At 64.5% G+C, this 17,477-nt stretch carries 24 protein-coding genes; 16 read left to right on the plus strand and 8 right to left on the minus strand.

The window, feature by feature from the left end; all coding sequences use genetic code 11:
- Positions 1 to 49 precede the first annotated feature (49 nt).
- The 4 genes from Q0949_RS09595 to rpsP are packed head-to-tail and all read left to right on the plus strand — an operon-like array spanning position 50 to position 1,952.
- The gene (locus Q0949_RS09595; protein WP_299370981.1) at positions 50 to 613 is read left to right on the plus strand and encodes a GNAT family N-acetyltransferase; all 564 of its coding nucleotides are present in this window, start codon (positions 50 to 52) and stop codon (positions 611 to 613) included.
- A complete protein-coding gene (locus tag Q0949_RS09600; protein ID WP_299370983.1) occupies positions 613 to 1,215 on the plus strand; it encodes a GNAT family N-acetyltransferase in 603 nt (200 codons plus the stop codon). The genes Q0949_RS09595 and Q0949_RS09600 overlap by 1 nt, the downstream gene beginning before the upstream one ends.
- Positions 1,208 to 1,504, plus strand: a complete 297-nt coding sequence (locus Q0949_RS09605; protein ID WP_299370985.1) for a chorismate mutase — start codon at positions 1,208 to 1,210, stop codon at positions 1,502 to 1,504. Before Q0949_RS09600 ends, Q0949_RS09605 begins: the two co-directional genes overlap by 8 nt.
- Positions 1,505 to 1,553: 49 nt before the next feature.
- Positions 1,554 to 1,952: a 30S ribosomal protein S16 gene (rpsP, locus tag Q0949_RS09610; protein WP_299370987.1), complete on the plus strand. Its 399-nt coding sequence runs from the start codon at positions 1,554 to 1,556 to the stop codon at positions 1,950 to 1,952.
- Between the two features lie 78 nt (positions 1,953 to 2,030).
- Here rpsP and Q0949_RS09615 read toward each other — a convergent pair whose 3' ends face one another.
- A complete protein-coding gene (locus Q0949_RS09615; protein ID WP_299370989.1) occupies positions 2,031 to 2,348 on the minus strand; it encodes a multidrug efflux SMR transporter in 318 nt (105 codons plus the stop codon).
- Between the two features lie 128 nt (positions 2,349 to 2,476).
- Complete coding sequence (locus tag Q0949_RS09620) at positions 2,477 to 2,938, minus strand: GNAT family N-acetyltransferase (protein ID WP_299370991.1); 462 nt, start codon at positions 2,936 to 2,938, stop codon at positions 2,477 to 2,479.
- A gap of 296 nt (positions 2,939 to 3,234) precedes the next feature.
- On the opposite strand from Q0949_RS09620, the gene Q0949_RS09625 reads away from it, so the two are divergent.
- The 4 genes from Q0949_RS09625 to trmD are packed head-to-tail and all read left to right on the plus strand — an operon-like array spanning position 3,235 to position 5,484.
- The gene (locus tag Q0949_RS09625) at positions 3,235 to 3,372 is read left to right on the plus strand and encodes a hypothetical protein (protein WP_299370993.1); all 138 of its coding nucleotides are present in this window, start codon (positions 3,235 to 3,237) and stop codon (positions 3,370 to 3,372) included.
- Entirely contained in the window at positions 3,365 to 3,871 is a 507-nt protein-coding gene (rimM, locus tag Q0949_RS09630; RefSeq protein ID WP_299370995.1) for a ribosome maturation factor RimM, read from the plus strand. The genes Q0949_RS09625 and rimM overlap by 8 nt, the downstream gene beginning before the upstream one ends.
- Positions 3,872 to 3,874: 3 nt before the next feature.
- Positions 3,875 to 4,630, plus strand: coding sequence for a hypothetical protein (locus tag Q0949_RS09635; RefSeq protein ID WP_299370997.1), 756 nt, complete (start codon positions 3,875 to 3,877; stop codon positions 4,628 to 4,630).
- Between the two features lie 56 nt (positions 4,631 to 4,686).
- Positions 4,687 to 5,484, plus strand: coding sequence for a tRNA (guanosine(37)-N1)-methyltransferase TrmD (trmD, locus tag Q0949_RS09640; RefSeq protein ID WP_299370999.1), 798 nt, complete (start codon positions 4,687 to 4,689; stop codon positions 5,482 to 5,484).
- On the opposite strand, the gene Q0949_RS09645 is transcribed toward trmD, so the two are convergent.
- On the minus strand, positions 5,481 to 6,752 hold the full coding sequence (locus Q0949_RS09645) for a vWA domain-containing protein (protein ID WP_299371001.1): 1,272 nt from the start codon (positions 6,750 to 6,752) through the stop codon (positions 5,481 to 5,483). The two genes, trmD and Q0949_RS09645, sit on opposite strands and share 4 nt — an antisense overlap.
- A gap of 81 nt (positions 6,753 to 6,833) precedes the next feature.
- On the opposite strand from Q0949_RS09645, the gene Q0949_RS09650 reads away from it, so the two are divergent.
- The 4 genes from Q0949_RS09650 to Q0949_RS09665 all read left to right on the plus strand — a co-directional run bounded on the left by Q0949_RS09650 (position 6,834) and on the right by Q0949_RS09665 (position 9,073).
- On the plus strand, positions 6,834 to 7,568 hold the full coding sequence (locus Q0949_RS09650; RefSeq protein WP_299371003.1) for a DUF6502 family protein: 735 nt from the start codon (positions 6,834 to 6,836) through the stop codon (positions 7,566 to 7,568).
- Between the two features lie 407 nt (positions 7,569 to 7,975).
- Entirely contained in the window at positions 7,976 to 8,362 is a 387-nt protein-coding gene (gene rplS, locus Q0949_RS09655) for a 50S ribosomal protein L19 (RefSeq protein WP_299138554.1), read from the plus strand.
- A complete protein-coding gene (gene rpmE, locus Q0949_RS09660) occupies positions 8,359 to 8,580 on the plus strand; it encodes a 50S ribosomal protein L31 (protein ID WP_299371005.1) in 222 nt (73 codons plus the stop codon). The genes rplS and rpmE overlap by 4 nt, the downstream gene beginning before the upstream one ends.
- Positions 8,581 to 8,674: 94 nt before the next feature.
- Complete coding sequence (locus Q0949_RS09665; protein ID WP_299371007.1) at positions 8,675 to 9,073, plus strand: VOC family protein; 399 nt, start codon at positions 8,675 to 8,677, stop codon at positions 9,071 to 9,073.
- 68 nt (positions 9,074 to 9,141) lie between these two features.
- Here Q0949_RS09665 and eda read toward each other — a convergent pair whose 3' ends face one another.
- Positions 9,142 to 9,789: a bifunctional 4-hydroxy-2-oxoglutarate aldolase/2-dehydro-3-deoxy-phosphogluconate aldolase gene (gene eda / locus Q0949_RS09670; RefSeq protein WP_299371800.1), complete on the minus strand. Its 648-nt coding sequence runs from the start codon at positions 9,787 to 9,789 to the stop codon at positions 9,142 to 9,144.
- Complete coding sequence (gene edd, locus Q0949_RS09675) at positions 9,789 to 11,600, minus strand: phosphogluconate dehydratase (RefSeq protein ID WP_299371009.1); 1,812 nt, start codon at positions 11,598 to 11,600, stop codon at positions 9,789 to 9,791. The genes eda and edd overlap by 1 nt, the downstream gene beginning before the upstream one ends.
- A gap of 192 nt (positions 11,601 to 11,792) precedes the next feature.
- On the opposite strand from edd, the gene Q0949_RS09680 reads away from it, so the two are divergent.
- A complete protein-coding gene (locus Q0949_RS09680; RefSeq protein WP_299371011.1) occupies positions 11,793 to 12,602 on the plus strand; it encodes a division plane positioning ATPase MipZ in 810 nt (269 codons plus the stop codon).
- Here Q0949_RS09680 and Q0949_RS09685 read toward each other — a convergent pair.
- The gene (locus Q0949_RS09685; protein ID WP_299371013.1) at positions 12,599 to 13,423 is read right to left on the minus strand and encodes a polyhydroxybutyrate depolymerase; all 825 of its coding nucleotides are present in this window, start codon (positions 13,421 to 13,423) and stop codon (positions 12,599 to 12,601) included. The two genes, Q0949_RS09680 and Q0949_RS09685, sit on opposite strands and share 4 nt — an antisense overlap.
- Positions 13,424 to 13,489: 66 nt before the next feature.
- A complete protein-coding gene (locus tag Q0949_RS09690) occupies positions 13,490 to 13,927 on the minus strand; it encodes a MarR family winged helix-turn-helix transcriptional regulator (RefSeq protein WP_299371015.1) in 438 nt (145 codons plus the stop codon).
- A gap of 68 nt (positions 13,928 to 13,995) precedes the next feature.
- Here Q0949_RS09690 and hmgA point away from each other — a divergent pair, with 68 nt between their 5' ends.
- The 3 genes from hmgA to Q0949_RS09705 all read left to right on the plus strand — a co-directional run bounded on the left by hmgA (position 13,996) and on the right by Q0949_RS09705 (position 16,993).
- Complete coding sequence (gene hmgA / locus Q0949_RS09695; protein ID WP_299371017.1) at positions 13,996 to 15,351, plus strand: homogentisate 1,2-dioxygenase; 1,356 nt, start codon at positions 13,996 to 13,998, stop codon at positions 15,349 to 15,351.
- Positions 15,352 to 15,438: 87 nt separating this feature from the next.
- Complete coding sequence (fahA, locus tag Q0949_RS09700) at positions 15,439 to 16,695, plus strand: fumarylacetoacetase (protein ID WP_299371019.1); 1,257 nt, start codon at positions 15,439 to 15,441, stop codon at positions 16,693 to 16,695.
- Between the two features lie 88 nt (positions 16,696 to 16,783).
- The gene (locus tag Q0949_RS09705; protein ID WP_299371021.1) at positions 16,784 to 16,993 is read left to right on the plus strand and encodes a hypothetical protein; all 210 of its coding nucleotides are present in this window, start codon (positions 16,784 to 16,786) and stop codon (positions 16,991 to 16,993) included.
- On the opposite strand, the gene Q0949_RS09710 is transcribed toward Q0949_RS09705, so the two are convergent.
- Positions 16,990 to 17,379: a RidA family protein gene (locus Q0949_RS09710; RefSeq protein ID WP_299371023.1), complete on the minus strand. Its 390-nt coding sequence runs from the start codon at positions 17,377 to 17,379 to the stop codon at positions 16,990 to 16,992. The genes Q0949_RS09705 and Q0949_RS09710 overlap by 4 nt on opposite strands.
- Positions 17,380 to 17,477: the final 98 nt, after the last annotated feature.

Consider the following 17,477-nt stretch of genomic DNA (forward strand, 5'->3'; position numbering starts at 1 on the left):
GTGTCAGCGCGCCATTTGGATCACGTCCCGCCAACGGGGGATCGCACGCATGACCTACGCCTGCGAGACACCCCGGCCCGGCGCTGCTGCGCTCTTTGCAATCGCCCTTCAGGGCCACCTGCCCACGCTCGCCACAGACAGGCTGATCCTGCGGGCGCCGCGCGTGACCGACTTCGACACCTACGCGCAGATCGCCTGCACCGATCGTGGCAAACACCTCGGCGGCCCGATGACGCGCGAAGACGCCTGGCTCGACTTTTCCCAGATGACCTCCACCTGGCTGCTGCACGGGCACGGGCTCTGGACCATTGGCCACGCGGGCGACATCGCGGGCTTTGTCGTGCTGGGATACGAGCCCGGTGATCAGGAGCCGGAACTGGGTTTCATGCTCACCAAAACTGCCGAAGGGATGGGGCTGGCGCAAGAGGCCGCGCAAGCCGCGCTCACCCACGCGTTCGGGACACTTGGCTGGTCCACGCTCGTCTCCTATATCGACCCCGCCAACACACGCTCCCTCAAACTGGCGCAGCGCCTCGGCGGCCTGCCCGATGGCGAGATCACGCAAGACGGCGACACCACCCTCATCTACCGCTATGTCCGGGAGGTGATGTGATGGGCCATCCCGTGATCCCCGTAATCGAAACCCACCGTCTGATCCTGCGCGGCCCACAGCCCGAGGACTACCCGGACTTCAAGGCCACCTTCGCCTCCTACCGCTCGCGGTTCATGGGCGGGCCACTGAACACCTATGAGGCATGGATGCTCTATGCCGCCGAGATCGGGCACTGGGAAATCCGTGGCTTTGGCATGTGGATGATCCACGACAAGGACAGCGACGACACCTATGGCATGGCAGGCGGCTGGCAGCCCGCAGGCTGGCCCGAGCGCGAAATCGCCTGGATCATCTGGCCCGACAAGGCCGGCAAGGGCTATGCGCTCGAGGCAACCCATGCGGTGCGTGCGCATTACTACGCAAACGGCTGGGACGGCGCGGTCAGCTATATCGACCCGATGAACCTCGACAGCATCCGCCTGGCCGAACGGCTGGGTGCAGTCAAAGACCGCGACGCACCCACCATTGACGGCTCGGACGCCGTCTATCGCCACCCGTCGCCTGCGGCCCTCGATGGCACGCAACTGGCGCACGGGATCGAAATGGAAATCGGCCACTACGCCGACCCGATGTTCAAACCGAAAGGATGGGCGCTTGACTGATGCCGTTTCCAAAGCAGCCCATGTGCTGGCCGATCACCGCGCCAGCATCGACCGGCTTGATGCGATCCTCGTCTACACGCTGGGCGAGCGGTTCAAACACACGCAGGCCGTGGGGAAACTCAAGGCCACACACGACCTTCCGCCCTCTGATCCCACGCGCGAAGCCGCGCAGATCAAGCGGCTCGAAGATTTGGCGAACCAGGCCGATCTGGACCCTGAATTCGCCAAGAAGTTTCTGAACTTCATCATCGCTGAAGTCATTCAGCACCACAAGCAACACCAATCGTAGGGTGGGCAATCTGCCCACCATCCAACTGAAAACCAAAAGGAAATACACCATGGCTATGAAAATTCGTCTCGCCCGCGGCGGCTCGAAAAAGCGCCCCTTCTATCGCATCGTCGCAGCCGACAGCCGCATGCCCCGCGATGGCCGCTATATCGAAAAGCTGGGCACATATAACCCGCTGCTGCCCAAGGACAGCGAAGAGCGCGTGAAAATGAACATGGAGCGCGTCCAGTACTGGCTGGGTGAGGGCGCACAGCCCACCGACCGCATCAGCCGTATGCTGGAAGCCGCGGGTGTTCTGCCCAAGAAAGAGCGCGCGAACCTGAAAAAAGGTGAGCCCGGCGCCAAGGCCAAGGAACGTGCCGAAGAGAAAGCCGCCAAGGCAGCAGAGGCCGCCGAAGCCGCCGCCGCACCTGCCGAGGATGCCACCGAAGAAGCCGCCGCAGAGTAAAGCCGCAGCGGCGGGAGCATCCCCGCCCCAAGATCACGATGCGCCCGCCCGGTCCCTGACCGCGGCGGGCGTTTCACATCACCCTGCCGAAATCTTCAGTCCGGCCACACCCGCGACGATGGCCAGCGCCGACAGCACCTTGAGCGGCGTCAGCGCCTCGCCCAGAAACAGGTAGCCCAGCGTGACCGTGCCCAGTGTGCCCACCGCCGTCCAGATCGGATAGGCCACGCTGACCGGCAGGTCACGCAGCGCCAGGGTCAGGAACCCGATGCCCAGGATCACCGCAACCACCGTGATCAGGCTGGCGCGCAGGTTGGTGAACCCGTCGGCATATTTCATGCTCATAGCAAAGGTCACTTCGAACACCGCCGCAAGTGCCAGATAAAACCACGCCATCCCGTTGCCTCACAATTTGGAACCGTTCAGTTCACAAACTATGACAATGACGGCTCGGTGCAAGTCAAATGCCGCGCCATGGGACCGGGAACGCGGGCAGGCCAGGGCCCGCCCGCGCTTTTGTCATGTCAGGTCAGTGCTTTGACGAAGGTGACCTTGTCCTCGCCCGGCCCGAAGAAATCGGGAATGGTCGCGACGTGACCGCACCCGCGGGCGGCATAAAACCTCCGTGCCCGCGCCTGATCCGGCAATTGGGTGGTGTCGATCACCAAAAGCCGCGCGCCTGCCAACGCGGCCTCGACCGCCGCCAGCAGCGCCGTGCCCGCGCCGCCACCATGGAAGTCCGGATCGGTTGCGATCGCCCGCAGGTTCCATGTGCGGTCGGTCATCGCCTCAGGCTGAACAAAGGCGAACCCGACCGGGGTGTCGTCGCGTGTCACCACGCGCCACAGGTCATCGCCCTGCCCGGCAAGGGCCGGGGCGATCATGTCGGCCAGCATCTCGCCGGGAAAGAGCGTGGCATCCGCGATGGCGGCGAGTGTTGGGATATCTTCCGCGCGCGGGGCACGGGTTACGTAGGGGTCTGGCATGGGCCATCCTTTTGATTTGGTTTGACTATATGATGAATTCACCCCGACGGGGTGCAGTCGCTTGGGCACACCAACAGCGGTCGCGGCGCGACCTCCCTGTGATCCCTGATTGCGCGCCCTGGATCGGGCCCGCGGGGCCTGTGCCCGTTTATACCGACATAAAATCTCCATTCCGCGCCCCATGGCACGGATGTCACCAGACTGCCCGCACTGCGCACAGGTGGCAAGCCTGCTCTGGACAAACCCCTGTGTCGTGCCCCAAATGCACCGACCATTGACCCCACCCGCAGGTGCCCATGTTTGGCCTGATACGCACTGCTGTTCTGATCGGCGTCGCCTTTGTCGGCGGCCTGCTGTTCGAGCGCAGTCAGGCGGCGGATGCCTGTGACGGGTCAGGCGGCGTGATGCGGGACGGGATATGCTGGAATGAGTGACGACAAGATCTGCGTGGGCGTCATCAGCGGCGCATATGGCGTGCAGGGCGAGGTGCGGGTGAAATCCTTTTGCGCGCAGCCGGATGACATCGAAACCTACAGCCCGCTGACCAGCGAGGATGGCGCGCGCAGCTTTGCGCTGGCGCTGATCCGCCCGATGAAGAACGGGTTTGTCGCGCGCATCGCCGAGGTCGCCACCAAGGAGGAGGCGGACGCGCTCAAGGGCACGCAGCTTTTTGCGCGGCGGGCGCAACTGCCGGTGCTGCCGGACGACGAATACTATTACTCCGATCTGGTGGGGCTTGAGGTTTTCGACACCGGCGGCACGTCGCTGGGCCACGTAAAGTCGGTGCAGAACCACGGCGCCAGCGATCTGCTGGAGGTGCATCAGCCCGGTGCAACGGCCACCGTGTTGCTGCCGTTCACGCAGGCCGCCGTGCCCACCGTTGATCTGGGGGCCGGGCGCATCGTGGCGGACCCGCCTGACGGCCTGTTCTGAGCGATGGTGCAGCGGCTGATCGTCCATGCGGGCTTTCACAAGACCGGCACGACCTCGATCCAGAAGGCGCTGAAGGCGCATCGCGCGCAGTTGCGGCCCCATGCCCGCGTCGGCCTGCGCCCTGCGATTGTCGGTCTGTGCGAGGCCGCGCGCGCCTATTCCGTCAGCCGCAGCGCGCTGGATCTGGGGCTGGTGCGATACGAGGCGGCAGAGCTGGCGAGTGCGTGGGCGGAGCGGGACGGCACGCTGCTCTTGAGTTCCGAGGACCTGAGCGGCCATATGCCCGGACGGCGGGGCCTTCAGGCCTATGACGCCACGCCGAAATTGATGGCGGCGATGGTCGAGGTCTGGCGCGCGGTGTTGGGGGATGTAGGGATCGATCTGGTGTTCACCACCCGTGAGGCTGGCCCGTGGCTGGCCAGTTGTCATATGCAGCATCTGCGCGCGACGCGGATCACGCAGGCGCAAGAGGACTATGTCCGCGATTATGCCGGGTCTGCCGATCTGGACGGGATCGTCGATGCGGTTGCTGCGGCGGTGCCGGGGGTGCCCGTCCACCGCTTCGCGCTCGAAGACGCGCCTTTTGGTCAGATTCTGGCGTTGGCGGGCGTGCCAGAGGACCTATGGCCCGCGATGCCGCATCGCAACCGGGGCGAGCCTGACAGCCTGCGCGCGACCTTGCTGGAGATCAACCGGTCGGACCTGTCAGACGACGACGCCCGCGCCGCCCGCAAGGCCGCCATGCAGGCCAAGGCTTGAAACCGCAGGCGCCTTGCGCCCATAAGCCGCCCCAGACCCCGCGTGAGTGATGTGACATGACCGGACCTTCGAAATCCCATGGCCGCAAGGCGATCCGGCCCACCCTGCGGCCTGCGTCGCTGATGGACGAAGCGCCCGATCTGGTGGGCGTCTGGCAGGCGCGCATCGTGACGCTGTTTCCCGAGACATTCCCCGGCGTGCTGGGTGCGTCGCTGACCGGCAAGGCGTTGCAGGACGGTAAATGGCAGCTGCACACCCACGACCTGCGCGCCCATGGCGTGGGCAAGCACCGCAACGTCGATGACACGCCTGCGGGCGGTGGCGCGGGCATGGTGTTGCGCGCCGATGTGGTCAGCGCGGCCCTCGCCGAGGCGCAATCGCACGCCCGCGGGCGCTGGCCGATCCTGTACATGTCCCCGCGGGGACGCCCCTTCGATCAGGCCATGGCGCGCGATCTGGCGCGCTGTGACGGGGTGACGATGCTGTGCGGTCGGTTCGAGGGCGTGGACGAGCGGGTGCTGGAACACTGGGGTGTGACCGAGGTGTCGCTGGGTGATTTCGTGATGACCGGCGGCGAGATTGCGGCGCAGGCGATGCTGGACGCCACCGTGCGCCTACTGCCGGGCGTGTTGGGCAATGCCGAAAGCGCGGTGGAGGAAAGCCATTCGAACGGGTTGCTGGAGCATCCGCAATACACCCGCCCCGCCACGTGGGAAGGGCGCGACATCCCCGAAGTGCTGATGTCCGGCAACCACGGCAAGATCGCGGCGTGGCGGCAGGAGATGTCGGAGGAACTGACCAAGGAACGGCGACCCGATCTGTGGGCCGCCGCACAAGGCAAAGCTGAGCGCTAACTGCGGCACACGCCGCCTGCATAGCTTCCAACGCTGCGTTTGACCGCGCTTGGCGCGGCTTCGATCCGACGCCCGGTCAATTCGCTGCGCAACACCCGCGTCATCAGGTTGGTCAACGACGTGACGCGGTAACAGGACACCGTGGGCTCTGCATGCGGGTTGCCCACGCCGCTGTCATCGGTGAGGAACATATATCGCCCGCCCGTCGCGACCGCACCCTGACGCATGAGGAATTCGAGCTGCGCCTCGGCGCCGCTGGCGGCCAGACCAAAGACCTGCACACCTTTGACGGCGGCCTTACGGGCTGCGGTGTAGTAGACGCCCACCTGATCGCGATGTGGCGGCTCGTCCCCGATCTGGATGATCAGACGTTCCCCACGGCCCCGGCGCCAAGGCAGGGCAACGGCCGTCTCAAGCGATTGCGCCACGGCTTCGGGGTAGCCACCGCCGCCACTTGTGGGCAGCTCGCGCTGCAACCACCGTTGGAAATGGGACCTGCCTTTGGCAAAGCCGTAGTCCCGCACCGTGTACACATCGCCCCGCGATTTGTAGGTGACAAGGCCCAGCCGCAGGTCGACACCCCGGGCGGTCGCGCTCACTATCGCCCCCAAATCCGAGATCAGCCATTCGATTTCGTCCGTCATGCTGCCCGTCGTATCCACCACAAAGACAAGGTCGACGAATTGCGGCTGCCACGCATGATCCGTGTCCAAGGCGACGATAGTCCGCCTGCCGTTCGTGCGCAGGGTCGCCTGTGTGGCCGGGCCGTCGTCGTTCGGAAACGCACGCAGTTCAATTCTGTCGGACCGGCGCGCATCCAGCACCGCCGGGAAGGCGGTGATCATGCCATCGACGCCGGAATACCCTTCGTAAAACGGGTCTGTTGCGCCGGGGTGGCGCAAGGTGAACCGAACACCCGGGGCTGGCGTGCCCGTCGGACCCACAAGTTGCGCCAGCACGGGTTTGGACAGGTTCATACGCTGCCATTTCAGGTGCCGCGCGGCGCGGGTCTGGTATCGCATAAGCGCGGAGAGGTTCAGGCCGTCATCGATGTCGCCCGCTGTCAGAACGCCGGATGGCGGCAAGGGGCGCCGTTGGGGTGCGGGGGCCACGGGTGAATTGGGACGCGGCGCGGTGATCGGTACAGCGCTTTCCTGAACGATGACAGGCGCTTCGATAAGCGGTTCGACAACCCCGCCCCCCGGCGTGCAGGCCGCAACCCATGCCCCCGCAAAGAGCACGCAAAACAGTCGCTTGGGTATAATCATGATGATACTCCAAAAAATGTGTATTTTGCACATATTTTGAATCGACTGGCGCCGTCAAGATAAATGTGTATTTTGCACATTATGATAACCCTTCTTGATGCCCTGCTTGCGCCGCTGGCCCGACTACTGGTCGCGCAAGGCGTGCGATTCCCTGACCTCGCTGAGCGTCTGAAGGGGCATTATGTAGCGGCAGCCGTGGATCATACGGACGGCAAGGTGACGGACAGCAGGCTGTCGGTCATGACCGGGCTGCAGCGGCGCGATGTTGCGCGGCTGCGGGCGGCGCCGCCGCGATCCGAGCGGGGCAATGCTCTGTCGGCTGTAGTGGCGCGCTGGCAGACCGACCCAGACTATAGGGGCAAGCCGATCCCCCGCACCGGTTCTGCCCCCTCTTTCGAGGCGCTGGCCCAGACCATTTCCCGCGACGTCCATCCACGGACAGTGTTGGACACGTTGGTCGCGGCTGGGACTGTTGCGATCTCAGGCGACACGGTCGCGTTGCAACAGGCGTCCTATCAACCGCTGGCCGGGTCCGAGGACCAGGTGCGATACTTTGCCCACAATCTTGGCGATCACATTGCAGCGGCCACCGACAATGTTCTGGGCGCCACCCCGCCCCATTTCGAACGCGCCGTGCATTACACCGATCTGACCGATGAGCAGATCGAGGTGTTGCAGCAGATACATTCCGAACGCCAAATGGCCCTCTTTCACGACCTGTCGGTCCAGGCCGCCAAAATGAAATCCCGCAATACCAAAGCGCAAGGCAGGTTCCGCGCCGGTGCATTCTTCTTCAGATCCAAGGATATGAAATGAGATTTTTTGCTGCGCTTATGTCTCTGTTCAGCGTCATTGCCTGCACATCCGCACTGCCTCCTGTTGAGCCAATAATCGAAGATCCGGTGATTATTGACGCGACCACCGAGCCATGTGTCACAGGCGATGGTGACGGGATCGGTGGCACGGGATGTCCTGTCGACTAGTCCCTTGATCCACCTGTCGGCTTTGCCTATACACCGCCCATTCCGACTCGGATTTCTCCGATCGGACCCTTTGTGCTGTGGCATCTTCTTCGGTGCGGCAGGCAGGGCAAGGGGCAGCACGACAAGGAAATGATGACCTGATCTCTGGCGGGCACTTCGGTGGACCCGGTGAAGACCAAGAGCTCTGAGGCGCGACAAACCTTCGTGGGACAAACCACGAGCATCATGAGGAGATGGTCAATGGACCTGATCGCACAATTGGAGGCGGAGCAAATCGCCGCCCTCGGGGCAGATATCCCCGATTTCAAAGCCGGTGACACCATCCGTGTCGGCTTCAAAGTGACCGAAGGCACCCGCACACGGGTGCAGAACTACGAAGGCGTCTGCATTGCACGCAACAACGGCCACGGCATTGCCGGGTCTTTCACCGTGCGCAAGATCTCCTTTGGCGAGGGCGTGGAGCGTGTGTTCCCCCTCTATTCGACCAACATCGACAGCATCACCGTCGTGCGCCGTGGCCGCGTGCGCCGCGCCAAGCTGTACTACCTCCGCTCGCGTCGCGGCAAATCCGCCCGTATCGCAGAGGTCACCAACTACAAACCCAAGTCCGAAGGAGCCAAGGCATGAAGGCCGATACGCATCCCGACTACCACATCATCGACGTCAAAATGACCGACGGCACCGTGGTGCAAATGAAGTCGACATGGGGCGCCGAGGGCGACCAGCTGGCCCTGGACATCGACCCCTCCGTGCACCCCGCATGGACAGGCGGCACATCGCGCCTGATGGACACTGGTGGCCGCGTGTCCAAGTTCAAGAACAAATACGCAGGCCTGGGTTTCTAAAGCCTTCCGGTTTGCCAAAAGATCAAAGCCGCCCCGCACCGGGGCGGCTTTTTTCGTGCCATACTGGCGCAGGCGGACGTGACGAGGACTGCAGATGATCGACCACATGACACTCGGCGTGACGGATTTCGCCCGCGCTGTGACCTTTTACGACGCAGCGCTGGCGCCGCTGGGCATATGCCGTGTGATGACCCTGCCGCTGGACCAGACCGAGGGCGTGCACGTCACAGGCTACGGCAGGGAACAACCCATCCTCTGGCTGGCCAGGGAGCGCCCGACGACCGGGCTCCTGCATGTCGCCTTTCAGGCTGCAACGCGGGCGGATGTCGATGCGTTTCATGCCGCAGGCCTGGACGCAGGTGGCACCGACAATGGCGCGCCGGGCCTGCGGCCACACTACCACGCAGACTATTACGCAGCGTTCCTCCGCGATCCGAACGGGCACAACATCGAAGCCGTCTGCCACAGCCCGCAGCTCACAGGCCGAACCTAAAGCATGTAGTCCCAAGGGTCGGCGGGCGGGCGCCTTTGCGTCAGCAAACATAGCCGCCCGACGGCGCCTTAGCGCGCCAACGCCGCCGCGTCGCGGGCCAGTGCCTCGATCCCGGCCCAGTCGCCCGCGATCACCTTGTCCTTGGGCGCAACCCAACTACCACCCGCGCAGACCACATTGGGCAGGCTCAGGTAGCTCTCGGCATTTCCGGGGCTGACACCACCCGTGGGGCAGAACGAAATCTGCGGCAACGGCGCACCAATGGCTTTCAGCGCAGGCGCACCCCCCGAGGCCTCGGCGGGGAAGAACTTGAGCATGTCGAAGCCCTGCTCCAACAGCGCCATCGCCTCCGACGCGGTGGCCGCCCCCGGCAACAACGGCAGTTCTTCGGCCGCACAGGCCGCGATCAGCGCATCCGTCGCCCCCGGCGACACGCCAAAATGCGCGCCTGCCGCCTTGGCGGCTTTCACGTCGTCGGGCGTGACCAGCGTTCCGGCCCCGACCACACCGCCCTCGACCTGCGCCATGGCGGCAATCACCTCGAGCGCCGCCGGCGTCCGCAGCGTGACCTCGAGCGCGGGCAGTCCCCCGGCCACAAGCGCCTCGGCAAGGGGACGCGCATGGGCCACGTCCTCGACCACGAGCACCGGCACGATCGGCGCCAGTTCACAGATTTCACGGGCCCGAACGGATGCGGCCTTGGCAGTCAGCATAATCAAAAGTCTCCAAATACGGTTGCGCCGGTATTGGCGGATCCCACGGTGTTGCGGAAGGCCGTGAACATGTCGCGGCCCACGCCCCACTGGTTCGCGGACAGATCCGCCGTGGCGTGGGCCCTTTGAAGCACACCTTCGGTCAGAACCTCAAGCACACCCGCCTCGGCATCCAGCCGGATGATGTCGCCATCCTGCACCTGGCCGATGGGGCCACCGTCCAGCGCCTCGGGACAGACATGGATCGCCGAGGGCACCTTGCCCGATGCACCCGACATGCGGCCATCGGTGACCAGCGCCACCTTTTGCCCGCGGCCCTGCAATATCCCCAGCAGCGGCGTCAGGCTGTGCAATTCGGGCATGCCGTTGGCCTTTGGTCCTTGGAACCGCACCACAATAATCACGTCGCCAGTGAATTCCCCGGCCTTGAACGCGGCCTTGACCGCTTCCTGATCGTGGAACACCCGCGCAGGTGCCTCGACGATGCGGTGTTCTGGCGCCACGGCGGACACTTTCATCACGCCCGTGCCCAGCGATCCCGCCAGACGGCTCAGCCCGCCGGTCTCCTGGAACGGGTCCGTCGCGGGGCGCAGGATGCCTTGGTTCAGGCTGTCCTTGGTGCCCGGAGTCCAGCCCAGCACGCCGTCGGTCAGTTTGGGCTCATGGGTATAATTCTCCAGCCCCTCGCCCGCGACGGTCTGCGTGTCCTCGTGCAGCAGGCCCGACGACAAAAGCTGCCCGATCATAAAGCCCAGGCCGCCCGCGGCGTGGAACTGGTTCACATCCGCCAACCCGTTGGGATAGACCCGCGCCAGCAGCGGCGTCACCTCGGACAGGTCGGCAAAATCCTCCCAATCGAGCACGATGCCCCCCGCCCGCGCCATGGCAATGAGGTGGATCAGCAGGTTGGTGGAGCCGCCGGTTGCGTTCAGCCCGACAATGCCGTTCACGAACGCCTTTTCATCGAGAATGTTGCACACAGGCGTGTAGTGGTTGCCCAGCGCCGACAGCGACAGGGCGCGTTTCGCCCCCTCGACCGTCAGGGCGTCACGCAGGTCGGTGTTGGGATTGACGAAAGACGATCCGGGCAGGTGCAGCCCCATGAATTCCATCAGCATCTGGTTGGTGTTCGCGGTGCCGTAGAACGTGCAGGTGCCCGGCCCGTGATAGGCGGCCATCTCGGCCTTGAGCAGTTCGGCGCGGGTGGCCTCTCCGGCCGCGAAACGCTGGCGGACCTTGGCCTTTTCATCATTGGGCAGGCCGCTGGTCATTGGCCCCGCAGGCAGGAAGACGGCGGGCATGTGGCCAAAGGACTGCGCGGCGATGATCAGCCCCGGTACGATCTTGTCACAGACGCCGAGATAGACGGCCGCGTCAAAGGTGTTGTGGGACAGCGCCACACCGGCGGCCAGCGCAATCACGTCACGGGAAAACAGGCTCAGCTCCATCCCCGCCTCGCCCTGGGTCACGCCGTCACACATGGCGGGCACGCCGCCTGCCACCTGCGCCGTGCCGCCTGCCGCGCGCACCGCGTCGCGGATCAGCGTGGGATAGCGTTCGAACGGTTGGTGCGCCGACAGCATGTCATTATAGGCGGTCACGATGCCCAGATTGCCCGCGCTTGCCTCGGCCAGCCGGTCCTGATCATCGCCCGCGGCGGCAAAGGCGTGGGCCTGACCGCTGCACGACAGGTGCGCACGTGCGGGCCCCTGCGATTTGGCGGCGGCCATCCGGTCGAGATAGCGGCGGCGCGTGTCTGCGCTGCGGTCGATGACGCGCTCTGTCACGCGTTCCAGTGTCGGGTGTAGGGGCATCGTGCTCTCCCGGTTCCAATCCATGTTTGCGCGGTCTATAGCACGGCAATTCTGATAGCGCTAACAGGAACCCGGTTGAGTCTGCCGCGCCACGGTGCCGCAGGAAAAGAGGTATGCCCGCTTTTCAACGGGTCAACCACAACATATAGTGTGCAAAAATTCGCCTAGCGGACGTGCGGTAAGGGGACATCAATGGCGCATATCATCGTCGTCGGCAACGAAAAGGGCGGCGCGGGCAAGTCGACCGTGTCGATGCATGTGGCCACGGCCTTGGCGCGCATGGGCCACAAGGTCAGCGCACTGGATCTGGATCTGCGGCAACGCACCTTTGGCCGATATGTCGAAAACCGGACCGCATTCATCGCCTCCTCCGAGCTGGATCTGCCATCCCCGGATGTGCACGACCTGCCCGAGATCGACGCCAGCGCGCTGAAACCCGGCGAGAACATTTATGACCACCGGTTGTCGGCCGCGGTCGCGACGCTGGAGCCGGACAGCGATTTCATTCTGATCGACTGCCCCGGATCGCACACGCGGCTGAGCCAGGTGGCGCATTCGCTGGCCGATACGCTGATCACGCCGCTGAACGACAGCTTTGTCGATTTCGACCTGCTGGCGCGGATCGATGCCAGCGGGGAAAAGATCCTCGGGCCGTCGGTCTATTCCGAAATGGTGTGGAACGCGCGGCAGTTGCGGGCGCAGGCGGGGCTCAAACCCATCGACTGGATCGTGGTGCGCAACCGGATGGGCGCACAGCGCATGGTCAACAAGGAAAAGATGGAACGCGCGATCAAGATGCTGTCCCAGCGCATCGGGTTCCGCATCGCACCGGGCTTTTCCGAGCGGGTGATCTTTCGCGAACTGTTTCCGCGCGGGCTGACTCTGCTGGACCTGAAGGATATCGGCGTCAAGCAACTGAACATCTCGAACGTGGCCGCGCGGCAGGAGCTGCGCGAGTTGCTCAAGGCGCTCAAGCTGCCGGGGGTCGAGGTCGACCTTTAGGAGGTTCCGGCCTCGAACCAGTCCATCATCCGCGCGGACCAGCCCTGCGGCGCGCCGTGCCCGCCCTTGTGCAGCATCAGCTGGATTTCGCCCGCCGCACAGTCGGTCCAGTGGCGGAACCACAGATCCCCATCATAGCTGTTGCGTTCCGGCTGGCGCGCGTCACAGCCATTGGTTTCGCGCAGGATCTTGAGCGCGGCCCAGACATCGCCCTGTACCACAGCACCACCGCCGAATGACCGCCCTTCGAGCGGGACGGTCCGGTCGTTCCAGCCGTGGGTGTGAAACAGGCGCACGGGTGCCGCACAGCTGTCGGGCAGGTCATCCCACAGCGCGCCCGCCAGCGGCGCATAGGCAGTTGCAAAGTCCGGCGTGTAGCAGGCGATGTCCCAGACCATCGACCCCCCGCGCGAGAAGCCCGCAAGGAACACGGTATCCGCCTCGACGCCTGTGCGGGCGCGGGCATCGGCCAGCACATCGATCAGGAACAGCTTGTCATCGCGGTTGTGCGACGTGCCCTTGGCCTTGACTGACCAGTCCCGCGTCCAACGGTTTTCCGGGTGCTCTCCGTTCGGCGCGACAAAGACATAGCCGCGTGCGAGGGCTTCCTTGGCCAAACCGGAGGTCAGCAACCCCCGCCCGCGCCCACCGCCGCCGTGCAGGTGGATTACTACGCCCTTAGGGGTGGCCACGTCCGGCGTCGCCATATGGTAGCTGCCGCTCTCCACCGTGCAGGGTGTTTCGGCAGAACCGCACTCCGCCGCATGACCGAGGGTGGGCAGGATCAAGCAGGCGAGGGCGGCAAGGATATGGCGGGGCATAAGGTCTTTCCTTTGAACATACCGCACCAGCCTGCGGGCGGGCGTGGTCGCAGGCAAATCACATTCTCACGACCGGCGGGCCAGCGCCTCCAGCTGCGTCTTGAGCCGTTCGACCTCGGCCTGCGGCATCCCCTCGACCAGCGCCATGTCATAGTCCTTGGCGATACCGCGCAGGTCGTCATAGACCTTGCGCCCCAGCGCGGTCAGTTCCAGATGCTCCACCCGGCGGTCATCGCCGTCGCGTTGCCGGATCAGATAGCGTCGCTCGGCCAGACGCTGCACTGCGCGGCTGATCTTGGTCTTGTGCATCTGGGCGCGTTCGCCGATCTCGCTGGCGGTCATGCGCGTGTAGATGCCCAGATGGAACAGCACGCGCCACTCGTTGCGCAACATGCCATAGCGGTCCTTGTACACCTTTTGGAAATCCAGGCTCGACGCCTCCGCCGCCTGATTGAGCAGGTAGGGCAGAAACCCGCGGACATCGAAATCGGGATCATCGTGCATTGCATCACCGCTTGTTAGTTACAAAAACAACTATTACAGACGCAACCATCGCGCAAGGGAGCATTCTCATGAACCGCCAGACCGCCCCACACTCCATGATCCAGGCACCGTCCGGTGCGGGTATTACCGCAGGCTACATGCCCGGCTTTGGCAATGATTTCGAAACCGAGGCCCTGCCGGGTGCCCTGCCCGAGGGCATGAACAGCCCGCAAAAGTGCAACTATGGCCTTTATGGCGAACAGCTGAGCGGGACGGCGTTCACGGATGTGCGCCCCGAACGCACATGGTGCTACCGCGTCCGCCCGTCGGTCCGGCATTCTGGCCGCTATGCGCGGATTGACCTGCCGCTCTGGAAGACCGCGCCGCATGTGCCGCAGGATGTCACCAGCCTGGGCCAGTACCGTTGGGATCCCGTGCCGCATACGGGCGAGGACCTGACCTGGCTGACGGGCATGCGCACGATGACGACCGCCGGTGACGTCAATACGCAGGTGGGCATGGCCAGCCATATCTATCTGGTCACCGCGTCGATGCAGGACACCTATTTCTATTCCGCCGACAGCGAGATGCTGGTGGTCCCGCAGGAAGGCCGTTTGCGGTTCTGCACCGAGCTGGGCATCATCGACGTGGCCCCGCAAGAGATCGCCATCCTGCCGCGCGGCCTCGTCTACCGTGTCGAGGTGCTGGAGGGGCCGTGCCGCGGCTTTGTCTGCGAGAACTACGGCGCCAAATTCGAACTACCCGGACGTGGGCCGATCGGGGCCAACTGCATGGCCAACCCGCGCGACTTCAAGGCTCCTGTTGCCGCGTTTGAGGATCGCGAGACGCCCTCGACCCTGACGATCAAGTGGTGCGGGCAATTCCACGAAACCGCCATCGGGCATTCGCCCCTCGACGTGGTGGCCTGGCACGGCAATTACGCGCCGCTGAAATACGACCTGACCACCTATTGCCCGGTGGGCGCGATCCTGTTCGACCATCCCGATCCGTCGATCTTTACCGTGCTGACCGCTCCTTCGGGCCAGCCGGGTGTGGCCAATATCGACTTTGTCCTTTTCCGGGAACGCTGGCTGGTGGCCGAGGATACATTCCGCCCGCCGTGGTATCACAAGAACATCATGTCCGAGCTGATGGGCAACATTTACGGCCAGTATGACGCCAAGCCCAAAGGGTTCATCCCCGGCGGCATGAGCCTGCACAACATGATGCTGCCGCACGGGCCCGACAAGGCGGCGTTCGAGGGCGCCAGCAATGCAGCCCTTGAACCGGCCAAGCTGGACAATACCATGTCCTTCATGTTCGAAACCCGGTTTCCCCAGCACCTGACCCGCTTTGCCGCGCAGGACGCGCCATTGCAGGACGACTACATCGACTGCTGGTCCGATCTCGACAAGAAGTTCGACGGGACACCCGGCAAGAAATAACCACGTGCGGTGCGCGGTAAACGCACACCCTACCCCGACACTGTAGGGTGCGTATCGACTGCGCACCGCAATGAGAAAGACACCTGAATGCCCCTGACACCTTCCTGGGTCGCAAGCGCGAACGACGCCGACAGCGATTTTCCCCTCAACAACCTCCCCTACGGCGTGTTTTCAACTGATACCCTCGATGCGCGCTGCGGCGTGGCCATCGGTGACATGGTCCTCGACATGGCCGAGGCCGAGGCGCAGGGCATCATCGACCTCACCGACGAGCCGCTCTTTGACGTGCCGTTCTGGAACGAGCTGATGGAACAGGGCCCCGCGGTCTGGACCGCCCTGCGCAACCGCCTGACCGACCTGCTGGCCGAAGGGGCCAAGGACCGCGCGCTGGTCGAGCCGCTGCTGGTGCCCATGGCCGACGCGGCGCTGCATATGCCGCTTGTGGTGTCGGAGTTCACCGATTTCTACGCCGGGCGCCACCACGCCACAAATGTGGGCACCATGTTCCGGGGCGCAGAAAACGCGCTGCCGCCCAACTGGCTGCACATCCCCATCGGATATAACGGGCGCGCGTCCTCGGTGGTGGTGTCCGGCACCGACATCCGCCGCCCCTGGGGTCAGCTGAAATCCCCTGACCACGCCACGCCTGCCTTCCTGCCTTGCCGGCGCTTCGATCTGGAGCTCGAGATGGGCGCCATCGTCGGCATGGCCTCGGACGGGCCCATCACCGTGGCCGAGGCGGACGCCGCCATCTTCGGCTACGTGCTGCTGAACGACTGGTCCGCCCGCGATATCCAGGCCTGGGAATACCAACCGCTCGGTCCGTTTCAGGCCAAGGCCACCGCGACCTCGATCTCGCCCTGGATCGTGACCAAGGCAGCCCTTGAACCCTTCCGCACGGACACGCCCGCGCGCGAATTCGAATTGCTGGATCACCTCAAGGACAGCGGGCCGATGCTCTACGACATCGCGCTGGACATCACACTCGCGCCGCAGGGCAAGACCGCGACCACCATCGCCCGGACCAACTACAGCCAGATGTACTATTCCGCCGCCCAGCAACTTGCGCATCACGCGACCTCGGGCTGCCCGATGAATGTGGGCGATCTGCTGGGCTCAGGCACCATCTCCGGGCCGACCAAACCCGAACGCGGCAGCCTGCTGGAACTCAGCTGGGGCGGCAAGGAACCCCTCACGCTCGACACCGGAGACACCCGCACCTTCCTCGAGGACGGCGACAGGCTGACCCTGTCCGGCGCGGCCCATGGCGACGGCTACCGCGTGGGCTTTGGCACCTGCACAGGCACCATCCTGCCCGCCCTCACCGATCCGTTTGCACGCTGATGCCCCTTCCTTTCGCACCAAATACCTCGGGGGAGGCGCACCGCGCCGGGGGCAGCGCCCCCACCCGACCTCACAGGCTGCGCAGCGTATGAGTAACAAATACGGCCCCACCCGCGGCGATCTGAAATTCCGGCTGGCGGTGTCGCTGATCGGTCTTGCCATGGTGGCGGGCGCGCTGGCCTATCGCGGCCTGCCGCAGGGGCCCGGCGGGTGGGAGGCGATCGGACTCGGCACCCTGTTTTTCGGCGGCACCCTGCTCTGGACGCTGCGCAAGCTGATACGCCGCGACCACAGCTAGGGGGCTGCGGCCCAGACCTCGATCTCGACCACGAATTCGGGCCGCGTGAATCCCGACACGATCAACAGGGTCGAACTGGGCAGCACATCGCTCGCGGCCAGAAACGCATCCCGCGCCCGCATGTACCCGGCCATATGCGCACGGTCCGTGACAAAGGCGCTCACATGGCACACGTCCGCCGCCCCCATGCCCGCCTCTTGCAAAATGGCGGTGATGTTGTCGAAACAGATCCGCGCCTGCGCCTCTGCGCCATCGGGCACCGTCCCGTCCTGCGCCAGCCCCAATTGCCCGGAGGTGCGCACGACGCGGTGACCGGCGGGCAGTTCTACGCCGTGCGAATAGCGGGCAAAGGGCGGGGCGATGCGGTCAGGGTTCAGCGATCTCATGACACTACACTTGCGCGGCGGAGAAAAATTTGAAACCCTTGGCCTAAATCTCTGGCACAGATTTCGATCTCAAGGGCCGCTGACATCCACTTGCAAAC

Origin of the sequence: uncultured Tateyamaria sp. (genome assembly GCF_947487805.1) — a bacterium.
In the GTDB taxonomy this organism is placed as follows: domain Bacteria; phylum Pseudomonadota; class Alphaproteobacteria; order Rhodobacterales; family Rhodobacteraceae; genus Tateyamaria.